The organism is Streptomyces sp. HSW2009 (genome assembly GCF_040240285.1).
Taxonomy (GTDB): Bacteria; Actinomycetota; Actinomycetes; order Streptomycetales; family Streptomycetaceae; genus Streptomyces.
The window spans coordinates 15,037-28,778 of sequence record NZ_JBEHZD010000003.1 but is presented as its reverse complement, the minus strand read 5'-3'; the positions used below and the strand labels follow the sequence as shown (position 1 = coordinate 28,778).

Genomic DNA, 13,742 nt, shown 5'->3' with positions numbered 1-13,742 from the left:
AAAACCGCCCCGCGCCGATACGGAAGGGCGGATTTCTCTCGCCCGCCCATCGGCTTAGTCCAGACCTTTAGCGCACCGGAACGAAATTGCCGGTCCGGTGCGCTCGGCCGGTTCTTTACTTGCGGATCAGCGACCGCAGGACGTACTGCATGATGCCGCCGTTGCGGTAGTAGTCCGCCTCGCCGGGGGTGTCGATGCGCACGACCGCGTCGAACTCCACGCCGCTGTCGGTGGTGACCTTGACGGTGCGCGGCGTGGTGCCGTCGTTGAGCGCGGTCACACCGGCGATGGCGAAGGTCTCCTCGCCGGTCAGGCCGAGCGACTCGGCCGTGGCGCCCTCGGGGAACTGGAGCGGCAGCACGCCCATGCCGATCAGGTTGGAGCGGTGGATGCGCTCGTAGGACTCGGCGATGACGGCCTTGACGCCGAGCAGCGCGGTGCCCTTGGCGGCCCAGTCGCGGGAGGAGCCGGAGCCGTACTCCTTGCCGGCCAGGACGACCAGCGGGATGCCGGCGGCCTGGTAGTTCTGCGACGCGTCGTAGATGAAGGAGACCGGGCCGTCCGCGACGGTGAAGTCGCGGGTGAAGCCGCCCTCGGTGCCGGGCGCGATCTGGTTGCGCAGCCGGATGTTGGCGAACGTGCCGCGGATCATGACCTCGTGGTTGCCACGGCGCGAGCCGTAGGAGTTGAAGTCACGCCGCTCGACGCCGTGCTCGGTGAGGTACGTGCCCGCCGGGGTGTCGGCCTTGATGGCGCCGGCCGGCGAGATGTGGTCGGTGGTGACCGAGTCGCCGAGCTTGGCCAGGACGCGCGCACCGGCGATGTCCTGCACCGGCGACGGCTCCATGGCCATGCCCTCGAAGTAGGGGGGCTTGCGCACGTAGGTGGACTCGGCGTCCCACTCGAAGGTGTTGCCGGTGGGGATCGGCAGCGCCTGCCACTGGGCGTCGCCGGCGAAGACGTCGCTGTAGGACTTGTTGAACATGTCCTCGCCGATGGCGTTGGCCACCACGTCGTTGACCTCGGCCTCGGTCGGCCAGATGTCCGCGAGGTAGACCGGCTTGCCCTCGGTGTCGGTGCCCAGCGCCTCGGTGGTGATGTCCACCTTCATGGAGCCGGCGAGCGCGTACGCGACGACCAGCGGCGGGGACGCCAGGTAGTTCATCTTGACGTCGGGGTTGATCCGGCCCTCGAAGTTGCGGTTGCCGGAGAGCACCGAGGTGACGGCCAGGTCGTTCTCGTTGATGGCCTTGGAGACCTCGTCCGGCAGCGGGCCGGAGTTGCCGATGCAGGTGGTGCAGCCGTAGCCGACGAGGTTGAAGCCGACCTTGTCGAGGTAGGGGGTCAGGCCCGCCTTGTCGAAGTAGTCGGTGACGACCTTGGAGCCGGGCGCGAGGGTGGTCTTGACCCACGGCTTGCGGGTCAGGCCCTTCTCCACCGCCTTCTTGGCCACCAGCGCGGCGGCGACCATGACGTACGGGTTGGAGGTGTTGGTGCACGAGGTGATGGCGGCGACGGTGACGGCGCCGTGGTCGATCTCGTACGTCGATCCGTCGGGAGCGGTGACGGTGGTCGGCCGGGTCGGCACGCCGTTGGCGGCGGCCGGGGCGTCGGAGGCCGGGAAGGACTCCTTGCCCGCCTCCTCGTCGTCGCTGACGTAGTTCCGCACGTCCTGCGCGAACTGCTGGGCGGCGTTCGCCAGCACGATGCGGTCCTGCGGGCGCTTGGGGCCGGCGATGGACGGCACCACGGTGGCCAGGTCCAGTTCGAGCTTCTCGGAGTAGTCAGGCTCGGCGGCCGGGTCGAGCCACAGGCCCTGCTCCTTGGCGTACGCCTCGACGAGCGCGAGCTGCTGCTCGGAACGGCCGGTCAGCTTCAGGTAGTTGATCGTCTCGGCGTCGATCGGGAAGATCGCCGCGGTGGAGCCGAACTCCGGCGACATGTTGCCGATGGTGGCGCGGTTGGCCAGCGACGTGGCGGCCACGCCCTCGCCGTAGAACTCCACGAACTTGCCGACCACACCGTGCTTGCGCAGCATCTCGGTGATGGTGAGCACCAGGTCGGTGGCGGTGGTGCCGGGCTTGAGCTCACCGGTGAGCTTGAAGCCGACGACGCGCGGAATGAGCATGGAGACCGGCTGGCCGAGCATGGCCGCCTCGGCCTCGATGCCGCCGACGCCCCAGCCGAGCACGCCGAGGCCGTTGACCATGGTGGTGTGCGAGTCGGTGCCGACCAGGGTGTCGGGGTACGCCTGGCCGCCGCGGACCATGACGGTGCGGGCCAGGTGCTCGATGTTGACCTGGTGCACGATGCCGGTGCCCGGCGGGACGACCTTGAACTCGTCGAAGGCGGTCTGGCCCCAGCGCAGGAACTGGTAGCGCTCGCGGTTGCGGCCGTACTCCAGCTCGACGTTCTGCGCGAACGCCTCGTGGGTGCCGAACTTGTCGGCGATGACGGAGTGGTCGATGACCAGCTCGGCCGGGGCCAGCGGGTTGATCTTCGCCGGGTCGCCGCCCAGCTCCTTGACGGCCTCACGCATGGTGGCGAGGTCCACGACGCAGGGCACGCCGGTGAAGTCCTGCATGATCACGCGGGCCGGGGTGAACTGGATCTCCTGGCTAGGCTGCGCCTGCGAGTCCCAGTTGCCCACCGCACGGATGTGGTCGGCGGTGATGTTCGCGCCGTCCTCGGTACGGAGCAGGTTCTCCAGCAGCACCTTCAGGCTGTAGGGCAGGCGGGCGGAGCCCTCGACCTTGTCCAGCTTGAAGATCTCGTACGACTCGTCGCCCACGCGCAGCGTGCTGCGGGCGTCGAAGCTGTTCGCCGACACGACAGTCTCCTTCATGCATGAATTCGCGCGTACCACCGCATCCTGCCGCCCGGGGACCTTGCCGATCCGCTAAGGTGCACCTAACTTAGGTATACCTAACTAGCGCGACAGCGGTACGCCTTCCCGGCAGATATCTCGATGTCGAGATAACTCTAGTACATCGCTGGCGCACGGTCATGCGCTGGCCTGCCCCGCGCGCACCACTCGGCCCTGCTGCCGCATGCCTCTCGGCTCGTCCGCCGCACGCCTCTCGGCTCGTCCGCCGCACCCCACGCGGCCCCGGCGCCGGGCCCCCCGGCCCCGGGGCCGGCGCGGGCCCACCGTCCGCCGGGGCACATCCCGCCGGTCCCGATCGCCCCGGTGGGCCTCGGTTGCGCGCCCGGGCCGCGCCCCGGGCGCGCGGGCGGCCGGGCCCCACCGGGGGCCCGGGGCACCCCCGCCCCCGGGGGGCCCGCCCCCGGGCCCCCCCGCCCCCCCCCCCCCCGGGGGCCCCCGCGACTCCAGGAGGTGGACGGTACGGGCGAGCGCCGCGGCCACCGGTGGGCTGGTCCGGTGGCCGCCCCAGGGCTGGGCGACGACGCCGATCCGCAGCGCGCCCGGCGGGCGGCCGACCTCCCGGGCGTACGGCCGCACCGGCTCGGGCGCCACGTACGGGTCGCCCGGCTCCGGGCCGCTGACCAGGTCGAGCAGGGCCGCGCTGTCGCGCACCGTACGGCTGACGCAGCCCTGCACGGCCAGGCCGTTGAAGACCTCGTCGAACTGCGGGCCGACCGAGATCCGGCCCCGCGTCGGCTTCAGGCCGAACAGGCCGTTGTACGCGGCGGGGATGCGGATCGAGCCGGCGGCGTCGGTGCCGTGGGCGATCGGCCCCACCCCGGCCGCGACCGCGGCGCCCGCGCCCCCGCTCGACCCGCCCGCGCGGCGCGTCAGGTCCCACGGGTTGCGGGTAGCGCCGTACAGCACCGGTTCCGTCGTGGTGCTGTACGCCAACTCCGGTGTCGCCGTGCGTCCGAAGACGACCAGCCCGGCCCGGCGCAGCCGCCGCGCGAGGGCTGAGTCGGCGTCGGCCACATGGCCCGCCGCGAGGCGGCTGCCGAGTTCGCTGCGCCGGCCGGCCAACAGCACGCCGATGTCCTTGACCAGGAACGGCACCCCGGCCAGCGGCGTGCTGCCCGGGGGCGGCGCAGCGTCGGCTTCCCAGCTCTCCACGACGGCGTTGAGCTGCGGGTTGACCGCCTCCAGCGCCCGGTGCGCGACCTCCTGGAGCTCATCCGCCGTCACCTCGCCGGCGGCCACCAGCTCCGCGAGTCCCACCGCGTCGAACCGTACGTACTCGGACACCTGCACCGCGCGCTCCTCACTCCCAGCGGACCTGTCGATACCGCTGGGGATCTGCTGATACCGATGGCTCTCGGATGATGCCGATCGGTCCCTCACGATACCGAGCGGTATCGTGAGGGACGGATTGGTACCGTAGCAGGGAGCGCGAGCGGGTCCCACGGGGTGCCCGTGGCGAGCGCAGTGGCAATCGGACGACACGGAGTGGGCATGGCTTCGACCGCCAGTAGGCCGGGCAGGGTGGCGAAGCTGCCGCCGCGCGAGCGCATCCTCGACGCGGCCGAGGAACTGTTCCAGCGCGAGGGCATCCGGCGGGTGGGCGTCCAGGCGATCGCCGAGCGGGCCGAGACCACCAAGATGGCCATCTACCGGCACTTCGAGACGAAGGACGCCCTGGTGGCGGAGTGGTTGCGGATCGTCGCCGCGGACTACCAGGCGGCCTTCGACCAGGTCGAGGCCGACTACCCGGACCGCCCCCGGGAGCAGGTCGTCGGCCTGGCCAGGTTCATCGCCCACGGGTTGCCGACGGTCTCCCGCCGCGGCTGCCCGTTCGTCAACGCCCTGGCCGCACTCCCCGACCCCGCCCACCCCGCCCGACAGGTCATCGAGGAGCACAAGAAGCTCCAGAACCGCCGCCTGACGGCGATGTGCCGGGCGGCCGACCTCCCCGACCCGCAGCAGACGGCGGCCGAGATCACCTTCCTGCTGGAAGGTGCCCAGGTCAGCATGGAGAACGGGAGCGTCGACCGGGTGCCGGAGAGGCTGCTGCGGATGGTCGAAGCCATCGTGGAACGGGGTGGCTCGGCCGGCCGGGCCACGGGGTGACGCGCCGGACGCCCCACTGATCCGAGGGCGGGAGCCGGTTCCGTACGGGCTGTACGGCGGGCTCCGGGATCGGGTGGCGGGCGCCCACCGTGGCGCAGCCGCCGGCCACACGCCGTATGCCGTATCCCGTATACGCAGGCCACCCGGCAGGTGCCCACCCGCAACGGGCACAATGTGCGCATGCTGGATTTGCTGCCTGGGGTCGGGGTGGTCCTGCCGGGCGGGGGCGGGACGCTCAGGTTCGGGATGGCGCCTGCGGAGGTCGACGCGTTGTTGTCGGCGCTGCCGGTCCACCACTACGACCGGCAGTGCATGAGTCTGACGCGCGCCGACTACGCCGAACTCCGGCACGCCCACGACGCCTGGCTCACCGGAATCCTCTACCACGACGCCTGGAGCGTGGTCGGCACCTTCGGGGACGTGGCGCTGTCCGTCTCCGGCGGCGGCCCCGACCGTGCTGACCTCCTCACCCGCATCGACGTCGATGCGGGTGTGCCGTGGGGCGAGCCGGCGGGCACCCCCGTGGTGTGGGACGGGGTCGACCTGTTCGGGAACCCGGCCGAAGACGTCCTGTCCGTGCTCCCCGAACCCCGCTGCCCCGCCCCAGAGTCGGCCGCCGCGGTGAGGGTGGAACCGCTGGGCCTGTGGCTGTCCCCGCCGTCACCCGGCGCCGACCGCTGGTCCCGGCTGTCCCTGCTGCACACCCCCACCGGCTGGGAACGCTGCTGCGCCGGCACCTTCGCCTGCGCGGCGGGCGGTGACGGCAGGGTGGGGCTCTTCCTCTAGCGCGCTCACCCCGCGCGCCGGTCCGGCTCGACAACCGCCCCGAGCCCGGGTAGCGGCTCCGGCTGCGCCGCCGGGGAAGGAAGTGAACCGCACGGGTGGCCCCGCATGGTGCACGGGCGGCGTGCCCGCAGAACGTACGGTCGTTCACCAGGCGAACCCCCTGGGTGCTGCCCGCCCCTCATGCGGCCCGTCCCGCCCCGTATGCGCCGGGGCCGGCGCGGGCCCGGTGGCTCGCACGCCGGGTGTCGCGTTCGTACGATGGAACGATGCCTGATCCGCACCCGGGACCGTCGTCCCGCGAAGACCGCACCGAGGCCCCGGCGACCGACGGCACCCCCGAGGCGGTCCTGCTGCCCACCGGGCCGGGCCACGCCTATCTGGCCCGGGCCGAGCGCACGGGCATCCGCCCGCTCCAGCCCGAGGATGAACGGGAGTTCATCACGCGCACACGGGAGAGCGTCGCGCTGCACCGGCCGTGGCTGACTCCGCCGGAGACGCCGGAACAGTTCGCGTACTACGTGCAGCGCCTCGCGGCGCCGGATCGCGCCGGGTTCGTCATCTGTGAACTGGCGACCGATCAGATCGCCGGCTACGTCACCATCAACAACATCGTCGGCGGCGCCTTCCAGTGCGGGGCGCTCGGTTACGGCGCCTTCGCGCACGCCGCCGGTCGGGGGCTGATGGCCGAGGGCCTCGGCCTCGTCATCGACCACGCCTTCGGGCCGCTCGGCCTGCGGCGCCTCGAAGCCAACGTGCAACCCGACAACGACCGCTCCAACGCCCTCGCCCGCCGCCTCGGCTTCCGCCACGAGGGTTACTCGCCCGAGTTCCTCTACGTCGACGGCGACTGGCGCGACCACGAACGCTGGGCCCTGACCACCACGATGCGCTACCCGAGCCCCGGGCAAGGCACGATGGCCCCATGAAGATCATCCTCCGTCCCGCCGTGCCCATCCTCCGCGTCTTCGACCGGGCCAAGGCGCACGAGTTCTACGTCGACTACCTGGGTTGCACCCTCGACTGGGAACACCGCTTCGCCCCCGACCTGCCCGCCTACGCCCAACTCTCCCGGGACGCCCTGGTCCTGCACCTCTCGGAGCACCACGGCGACGGCACCCCGGGCACCGCGGTCTACGTCGAACTCGACGGCGTACGCGCGCTGCACGCCGAACTCACTGCCAAGCAGTACCCGTTCCTCAGGCCCGACCTGGAGGAGGACGAGGAGATCGGCCTCTCCCTGACCCTGCTCGACCCGTTCGGCAACCAGTTGCGGTTCGCCGAACCCGTCGAGTGACCGAGGCTGTGCCGGTAGCCGGTAGCCGGTAGCCGGTAGCCGGTAGCCGGTAGCCGGTAGCCGGTAGCTGTTGGGGGTGGCGGGCCGGGTGGGCCCGCCCCGGCTCACCCCGTGCCCAGCAGGTCGACCAACCCGTCGGCCAGCTCCGTACGCCAGCACAGGTAGTCGTGGCCGCCGTTGAACTCCCGGTACTGCGCCGCGTAACCCTGGGCGCGGAGCACCTCGGGCAGCCGGCGGTTGGCGGGGAGCAGCACCCACTCCTGTTCGCCGGCCGACAGCCAGCAGCGGACCGGGTGGGCCGGGTCCGCCGGTGTCCTGGCGACCAGCGACGTCAGCCACTGGCCGGCCGGGCCGTCCGGCCACCAGAAGGACCCCGACTGGCTCAGCGCGTTGCCGAACCGGTGCGGGGCGCGTACCGCGGCGTACGTGGCGAGCAACCCACCCAGGCTCTGGCCGGCCAGTACGGTGCGTGCCGGGTCGGTCGTCAGGGGCCAGCGGGCGGCGGCCCACGGCAGCAGGTCGTCCGTGAGGAAGTCCACGAACCTGTCGTTGCAGGCCAGTTCGGACCAGCGGGTGTCGCTGTCCAGCGCATCGGGCAACAGCGCGACCAGGGGTGGCAGCCGCCCGTCGGCGATCAGGTTGTCGAGCAGGGTGGCCACCCCGAGTTCGGGTTGCCACATCTCACCGTCGAAGAGCACCAGGACGGGGAGGGGCGTGGCTGACTCGGTGCCGGCCGGTGCCGGTGTGGCCGATGCCCCGCTGGTTGGTGTTGGTGTTGGTGTTGGTGCTGGTGCTGGTGCCGGTGCCGGCGGCTGGGTGGGTGACGTGGTGGCGGGTGTGTACACCCACACCCGGCGTTCGTTGCCGAGCGCCGCGCTGTGCACCGTGTGGAGCGTGACCGTGCCGCGGGGGATGCCGGCCCGCGGTTGCCAGTCGGCCTCGCCGGGGGCGTTCGACAGGCGTACCACCGACTGGGGAGCGCCACCCCAGCGGCGGGGGAGTGCGTGCGGGTTGCGCGGGTCGGGGCGGCCCTGACCGCGCAGCCAGGGAAGATATCCGGGGTCGCTGGGTTCGGGTGCGGGCACACCCTGTGCGGTGCGGGGCGCCGTGGGTTGCACGGCCGCGACCGGGGAAGCTGTGACCGCTGGCTCCACCACTGCGACGGTCGGTGTTGGTTCCACCGCCGTGCCTGCCGGTTCCATCACCGGAGCCGGGGCTTGCGCCACCACGGGCGCCTCACCCGCCGACTCCCCACTCGCAGCCTCCCCACCCACTGGTTCTCCCGCAGCGGCAGCGGCCTCGTCCACGCACAGTGCGTAGCTGGCCCGCCAGTCGCGGCGCATCCGAAGCGACCAGTGCCAGACGTCGGTGCCCGGCAGGTGCGCCATCAGGTTGTCGGTGGGGGTGCGCGGGTCGATGACCTTGTTCGGCAGGACCAGCACCGAGCGGGTCGCGGGTGTGCCGCGCCACAGGAAGGTGACGACCGCGTGGTCGGGGTCGCCCGCCGGGTCGGGCTCGACCAGCGGTGTGCCCGCCGCCTCGACCTCCCGCCAGAACTCCGCGACGGCGTCCCGGTGCTCACCCTGGAGCGCCCCCGCCGCCGCGCCCGTACCACCCGCCACCTGCGCCCCGTACGCTCCGGGCTCGGCCCCAGCCCCAGTCCGGGCTCCCGCTCCCTCGCCCGTCCCATCGGCCGTGGCGGTCAGGCCCAGTCGGTGGGCCAGCGCGGTCACCCGCGGGCTGGTCGCCCGGGGCACCGGGGCGGGGCGGGGGGTGCGCGGCGGGCGGCGCGGGGCGTCGGTCGGTGGCGGGGATGCGGACATCGGGTGGAACCTCCGGCACGGCGGACGCCCGAACGGAAGACCCCATCGGGTACCGGACGGAAGACTGGCAAGGATCTGCTACAGATGAGGTTCACCTTACTTACCGTGGGGCGTGTGCTGCCCACCGGCCGTCCGGCGCAGCGTGCGGCCCCCGTCGGGACCGGCCCTAACTCCACATGCTGGAAGCCCTGTTCAGCGGGGCCCGCAGGATGTTCCATGGTGATCACACGGCCGCCGTAGCCACGGCGGCTGCACGTGAAGGACTGAGAGAGGCAGTTGTGGTAACGAGCGTGCGACGCACCACCCTGACCCTGCCCGCCGCCCCGCTGGGCCCGGAGAACCCGCTGCCCGCTCTACGCCCGCTGGACGAGGTCCACCAGATCGACGACCGGACGCGCGCCGGTCTGCCCGACCAGATGGCCCGGCAGGTCGCGTACGAGCCGCTGCGCTCCATACTGCCCACCCGGCTCCGCGACGCGTACACCCGGGAGAGGGTGACGACCGAGCTCGATGCGATCGTGATCGAGAACGACCGGCTGCGGGCCACCGTGCTGCCCGGCCTCGGCGGGCGCGTCGCCTCCCTCTTCCACAAGCCGACCGGGCGCGAGCTGCTCTACCGCAACCCGGTCTTCCAGCCGGCGGACTTCGCGCTCAACGGCGCCTGGTTCTCCGGTGGCATCGAGTGGAACATTGGCGCCACCGGCCACACCACCCTCTCCTGCGCCCCGGTGTACGCGGCCCGGGTACCGGCGCCGGACGGTTCGGGCGGCGAGATGCTGCGCCTGTGGGAGTGGGAACGACTGCGCGACCTGCCCTTCCAGGTGGACCTGTGGCTGCCGGACGGTTCGGACTTCCTGTACGTCGGCGTCCGGGTGCGCAACCCGCACCCGCATCCGGCGGCCGTCTACTGGTGGTCCAACATCGCCGTCCCCGAGGACGCCCGCACCCGGGTCATCGCGCCGGCCGAGGCGGCGTACCACTTCGGCTACGAGCGCACCCTGCGCCGCGTCCCCGTGCCCACCTGGCAGGGCGTCGACCACAGCTATCCGCTGCGCGGCGACTCCGCGGCCGACTTCTTCTACGACCTGCCGGCGGGCGCCAGGCGGTGGATCGCCGCGCTGGACGGTACGGGGCACGGGCTGGTGCACACCTCGACCGACCTGCTGCGGGGCCGCAAGCTCTTCCGCTGGGGCGCCGGCGCCGGCGGGCGCAGATGGCAGGAGTGGCTGACCGAGCCCGGCACCGGCGGCTACGCCGAGATCCAGGCCGGGCTGGCCCGCACCCAACTCGAACACGTTCGGCTGGGCGCCGAGGAAGAGTTCAGTTGGCTGGAGGCGTACGGGCCGCTGTCCGCCGACGCGGTCACCGTGCACGGCGACCACTGGGCCGCGGCCCGGGGCGCGGTCGCCGAGGCGCTGGCGGCGGCCCTGCCGCGGGACCGGGTGGACGCCGCCTACCGGACCTGGCTGCCCAGCGCGGACGCCGAGCCGGGGGAGGTGCTGGCCGAGGGGTCGGGCTGGGGCGCGCTGGAGCTGGAGCGCGCCGGTTACGAGCTGCCGGGCACCCCCTTCGCCCCCGCCTCGCTGGGTGCGCCCCAGCAGCCGTGGCGCGAGTTGCTGCGCACCGGCGCCCTGCCCACCCCGCAACCCACCCGCCCGCCGGGCACCTCGCTGGTCTCTCGCCCCTGGCGCGAACTCCTGGAGACCGCCGACGCCGACGTGCTCGTGGACCCGCACCTGAAGTACCACCTCGGGGTGGCCCAGTGGCACGAGGGCGACCGCTCGCAGGCCGTACGGAGCTGGGAGCGGGCGATCGAGATCAGCGACTGGTGGCCGGTGCTGCGCTGTCTGGCCGTGGCCGACCAGACCGACGGCCACGTCAACCGGGCGGCCGATCGCTGGCTGGCCGCGTTCCGCGGGGCGGTGGGGGAGTGGCGGGCCGCTGCCGGCACGGAGGGGGTTGCTGCTGCGCCGGGGGGTGTGCCGGGGTTGGACGGGGCGCCGGGGCTGGACGCCGTGCCGGGGCCGGATGCTGCATCGGGGCTGGACGCTGTCCCCGGGCCGGATGTGCAGGTTGCTGATGTTCAGGCTGCCGACGGCCAGACCGCGGCTGAGTGGCGGTCCGCGCTGGCGGGGCTCGCCCGGGAGACGGTGGCCGCGCTGCTCGCGGTGGAGCGCGCGGCGGAGGCGCACGAGGTACTGGCCGCGCTGCCGGACCAGGTGCGGGCCCGCGGCCGGTTCGCCCTGCTGGAAGCCCGGGTCCTGCTCGCCGCCGGCGACGCTGCGGCGGCGCGGGCCCTGTTCGACCGCGGCTTCGAGGTCGCTGACCTGCGCGAAGGTGAGGAGACGCTGAGCGAGACCTGGTACGCGATTGCCGAAGGTCTGATCGCCGCCGAACCCGGGGCGAAGGGGCTTGACCCCGCCGCACTGCGCGCCCGTGCCCGGACGGATCACCCGTTGCCCGAGCGGTACGAGTTCCGCATGCGGCCGTCCTGAGCGGGCCGGGCCGGGCTGGGCCGCTGCCGCGGGGCCCGGACCAGGGTGTGACGGGTGCGGTGCGAGGGTGATGGGCGAATGATGGTTGCCGGGTGGGTTGGCTGGTCGGAGAGTTGAGCCCGGTGGGTTGGTCGCTTGGCGGGTTGGCCGTCCGGCCCGCGTGGTGGACCCACCCGCCCCACCTTGGCCGCCTCACCCACTCCGCCCCGCCCTGCCCCACCCCGCCTCGCCTCGCCTCGCAGTGAAGCGGGGCGGCGCGGGGCGGGGCAGCCGGACCTACTGGGGTGCGCGCTGCACGTCCACGTACTCGAAGACGGAACCGTCCGGGTGGCGGGCGACCAGGTTGCGGCCGATCGGGGTGGGCAGCGGGCCGGCGATGATGTGCGCGCCGACCGCCTGGAGGTCCGTCACCGCCTGGTCCACGTCCCGTACCGCCAAGGTCGCCGTGACCTTCCGCAGGATCTCCAACTCGTTCTCCGGGCCGCTCATCAGGAAGAAGCAGCCGACCGCGGCGACCGAGACGCCGCCCCGTTGGAAGCGCATGGCCTGGGCGCCGGTCAGCCGCTCGTAGACGGCGATCGCGGCGTCCAGATCCGGCACGCACACCCGCAGTGAAGTCCCCAGAATGTCCATGCGCCGAGCCTAGTTGAGCGCGATCACGCGCGGCAGAGGATCTCCCCGTGCAGCACGGCGAACCAGCCGTCGGCCGCCCGGCCCCACTGGCGCCAGGCGTCGGCGGCGGCCAGCAGCCCGGCCTCCGTGACGTGCCCGCCGAGCACGGCCGACGCCCGGTAGTGCGGGGAGAGCGTGCGGTCCGCCCACAGCCCGCTCCACCAGGAACGCTCCTCGTCGGTCGCGTAGCACCAGGCGGTGGCGGTGGAGGTGACCTCAGTGAACCCGGCCCGCCCGGCCCAGGCGCGCAACTGCCGCCCGGCGTCGGGCTCCCCGCCGCTGGCGCGGGCGACCGTGCGGTAGGTCGCCAGCCAGTCGTCGAGCCCGGGCACCTGCGGGTACCAGGTCATCGCCGCGTAGTCGGCGTCCCGGGCGGCGCCCACCCCCCCCGGCCGGCACACCCGGCGCATCTCCCGCAGCGCACCCACCGGGTCGGTCACGTGTTGCAGCACCTGGTGGGCGTGGACCACGTCGAACGAGTCGTCGGGGAAGTCCAGCCGATGCACGTCGGCGCCCGCGAACGTGAGGTTGGTCAGGCCGCGTTCGGCGGCAGTGGCCCGCGCCTGGACCAGTACGCCGTCGGCCGCGTCCACGCCGGTCACCTCGCCCGGCGCCACCCGCTCGGCGAGGTCCGCGGTGATCGTGCCGGGCCCGCAGCCCACGTCGAGCACCGACTGTCCGGGGGCCAGTTCGGGCAGCAGGTAGCCGGCCGAGTTGGCGGCCGTGCGCCAGGTGTGCGAGCGCAACACGGCCTCGTGGTGGCCGTGGACGTAGTGCGCCGCGCGGCGCGGGACATCGGCGGACATGGCGGACCATCCCTTCCCGTAGGGCACCCCGAACCGGGCGCCTACTGCACCGTACGTGGGTGTCTCGCTTTGTGAGAGTGGCGTCTTGCTATGCGGACCGAGACGGGTGGGTGGTTGGAGGGTGGGTTGCCACGGGGGGCTACCGGGTCGGCGCCGGGTGGGCCGGTCACGCGGGGTGGCTGGTTACGCGGTGGGTGCTCACGCAGCGGATGTGACGTGCTGTGGGGTGCCTGCGTTGCTGCCTGCGTGGCTGATCGGGCTCGCGCTGGGCACGCTGCCGGAGAGCCGGAGAGCCGGAGAGCCGGAGAGCCGGAGAGCCGGAGAGCCGGAGAGCCGGAGAGCCGCAGGGTTGCAGGGTTGCAGGGCCGATGAGGCGCTGGGTTGCAGAGGCCGGGGCACCGGCCCCGTACGCCGCGACCCGCCACCCCACCCCGCGACCTGCCCCCACAACCTGCCACCCCACCCCACTTCACCTTGCCCCACCCCACCCCACCCCGCGCCCGGCGCAACGTAGGCTCACGGCCATGCGTGCACAACTGCGTCAGATCGTCGTGGACTGTCGGCAGCCGCGGGTGCTGGTCAGGTTCTGGGCCGCCCTGTTCGACGCGGAGCCGGTCGACCGGGCCCGCGGCTGGTCCCACCTGGAGTTGCCCGGGCTCGCGCGGCTCGCCTTCCAGCCGGTGCCCGAGACCAAGGTGGTGAAGAACCGGCTGCACCTCGACGTCGCGGTGCCCGACGTCGAATCGGCCGCGACGGCTGCGGTGGCGCTCGGCGCGGTACGGGTCGGCACCCTGGTCACCGACGACCAGGGTGCCTTTCAGACCATGCACGACCCGGAGGGCAACGAGTTCTGCCTGGTGAGCGAGTGACGTA

The 13,742-nt window shown here is 72.9% G+C and carries 11 protein-coding genes; 6 read left to right on the top strand and 5 right to left on the bottom strand.

Features of this window, described 5'->3' with window-relative positions:
• Positions 1-115: 115 nt before the first annotated feature.
• The gene (gene acnA, locus AAHZ94_RS00545; protein ID WP_349989801.1) at positions 116-2,830 is read right to left on the bottom strand and encodes an aconitate hydratase AcnA; all 2,715 of its coding nucleotides are present in this window, start codon (positions 2,828-2,830) and stop codon (positions 116-118) included.
• Between the two features lie 174 nt (positions 2,831-3,004).
• A complete protein-coding gene (locus AAHZ94_RS00540) occupies positions 3,005-4,177 on the bottom strand; it encodes an amidase (protein WP_349989800.1) in 1,173 nt (390 codons plus the stop codon).
• 201 nt (positions 4,178-4,378) lie between these two features.
• Here AAHZ94_RS00540 and AAHZ94_RS00535 point away from each other — a divergent pair, with 201 nt between their 5' ends.
• The 4 genes from AAHZ94_RS00535 to AAHZ94_RS00520 all read left to right on the top strand — a co-directional run bounded on the left by AAHZ94_RS00535 (position 4,379) and on the right by AAHZ94_RS00520 (position 7,073).
• Positions 4,379-4,993: a TetR/AcrR family transcriptional regulator gene (locus AAHZ94_RS00535; RefSeq protein WP_349989799.1), complete on the top strand. Its 615-nt coding sequence runs from the start codon at positions 4,379-4,381 to the stop codon at positions 4,991-4,993.
• Positions 4,994-5,173: 180 nt separating this feature from the next.
• Positions 5,174-5,779, top strand: coding sequence for a hypothetical protein (locus AAHZ94_RS00530; RefSeq protein ID WP_349989798.1), 606 nt, complete (start codon positions 5,174-5,176; stop codon positions 5,777-5,779).
• 266 nt (positions 5,780-6,045) lie between these two features.
• The gene (locus AAHZ94_RS00525) at positions 6,046-6,705 is read left to right on the top strand and encodes a GNAT family N-acetyltransferase (RefSeq protein ID WP_349989797.1); all 660 of its coding nucleotides are present in this window, start codon (positions 6,046-6,048) and stop codon (positions 6,703-6,705) included.
• Complete coding sequence (locus tag AAHZ94_RS00520; RefSeq protein ID WP_349989796.1) at positions 6,702-7,073, top strand: glyoxalase superfamily protein; 372 nt, start codon at positions 6,702-6,704, stop codon at positions 7,071-7,073. The genes AAHZ94_RS00525 and AAHZ94_RS00520 overlap by 4 nt, the downstream gene beginning before the upstream one ends.
• Before the next feature lie 104 nt (positions 7,074-7,177).
• Here AAHZ94_RS00520 and AAHZ94_RS00515 read toward each other — a convergent pair whose 3' ends face one another.
• A complete protein-coding gene (locus tag AAHZ94_RS00515; RefSeq protein WP_349989795.1) occupies positions 7,178-8,896 on the bottom strand; it encodes an alpha/beta hydrolase-fold protein in 1,719 nt (572 codons plus the stop codon).
• 278 nt (positions 8,897-9,174) lie between these two features.
• Here AAHZ94_RS00515 and AAHZ94_RS00510 point away from each other — a divergent pair, with 278 nt between their 5' ends.
• Entirely contained in the window at positions 9,175-11,391 is a 2,217-nt protein-coding gene (locus AAHZ94_RS00510) for a DUF5107 domain-containing protein (RefSeq protein WP_349989794.1), read from the top strand.
• A gap of 276 nt (positions 11,392-11,667) precedes the next feature.
• Here the strand turns inward: AAHZ94_RS00510 and AAHZ94_RS00505 are convergent, their stop codons facing one another.
• Both AAHZ94_RS00505 and AAHZ94_RS00500 read right to left on the bottom strand, forming a co-directional pair.
• Positions 11,668-12,024 carry a VOC family protein gene (locus tag AAHZ94_RS00505; RefSeq protein WP_349989793.1) on the bottom strand — a complete coding sequence of 119 codons (357 nt, stop codon included), beginning with the start codon at positions 12,022-12,024 and terminating at the stop codon, positions 11,668-11,670.
• A gap of 23 nt (positions 12,025-12,047) precedes the next feature.
• On the bottom strand, positions 12,048-12,869 hold the full coding sequence (locus AAHZ94_RS00500; protein WP_349989792.1) for a class I SAM-dependent methyltransferase: 822 nt from the start codon (positions 12,867-12,869) through the stop codon (positions 12,048-12,050).
• A gap of 524 nt (positions 12,870-13,393) precedes the next feature.
• On the opposite strand from AAHZ94_RS00500, the gene AAHZ94_RS00495 reads away from it, so the two are divergent.
• Positions 13,394-13,738, top strand: coding sequence for a VOC family protein (locus AAHZ94_RS00495; protein ID WP_349989791.1), 345 nt, complete (start codon positions 13,394-13,396; stop codon positions 13,736-13,738).
• The last annotated feature ends 4 nt before the right edge of the window (positions 13,739-13,742 follow it).

What these genes read in the sequence shown, in the direction of transcription:
- AAHZ94_RS00500 (WP_349989792.1), bottom strand. Translation starts at nt 12,869, where the DNA reads ATGTCCGCCGATGTCCCGCGCCGCGCGGCGCACTACGTCCACGGCCAC.
- AAHZ94_RS00525 (WP_349989797.1), top strand. Translation starts at nt 6,046, where the DNA reads ATGCCTGATCCGCACCCGGGACCGTCGTCCCGCGAAGACCGCACCGAG.
- AAHZ94_RS00505 (WP_349989793.1), bottom strand. Translation starts at nt 12,024, where the DNA reads ATGGACATTCTGGGGACTTCACTGCGGGTGTGCGTGCCGGATCTGGAC.
- AAHZ94_RS00515 (WP_349989795.1), bottom strand. Translation starts at nt 8,896, where the DNA reads ATGTCCGCATCCCCGCCACCGACCGACGCCCCGCGCCGCCCGCCGCGC.
- AAHZ94_RS00495 (WP_349989791.1), top strand. Translation starts at nt 13,394, where the DNA reads ATGCGTGCACAACTGCGTCAGATCGTCGTGGACTGTCGGCAGCCGCGG.
- AAHZ94_RS00535 (WP_349989799.1), top strand. Translation starts at nt 4,379, where the DNA reads ATGGCTTCGACCGCCAGTAGGCCGGGCAGGGTGGCGAAGCTGCCGCCG.
- AAHZ94_RS00530 (WP_349989798.1), top strand. Translation starts at nt 5,174, where the DNA reads ATGCTGGATTTGCTGCCTGGGGTCGGGGTGGTCCTGCCGGGCGGGGGC.
- AAHZ94_RS00520 (WP_349989796.1), top strand. Translation starts at nt 6,702, where the DNA reads ATGAAGATCATCCTCCGTCCCGCCGTGCCCATCCTCCGCGTCTTCGAC.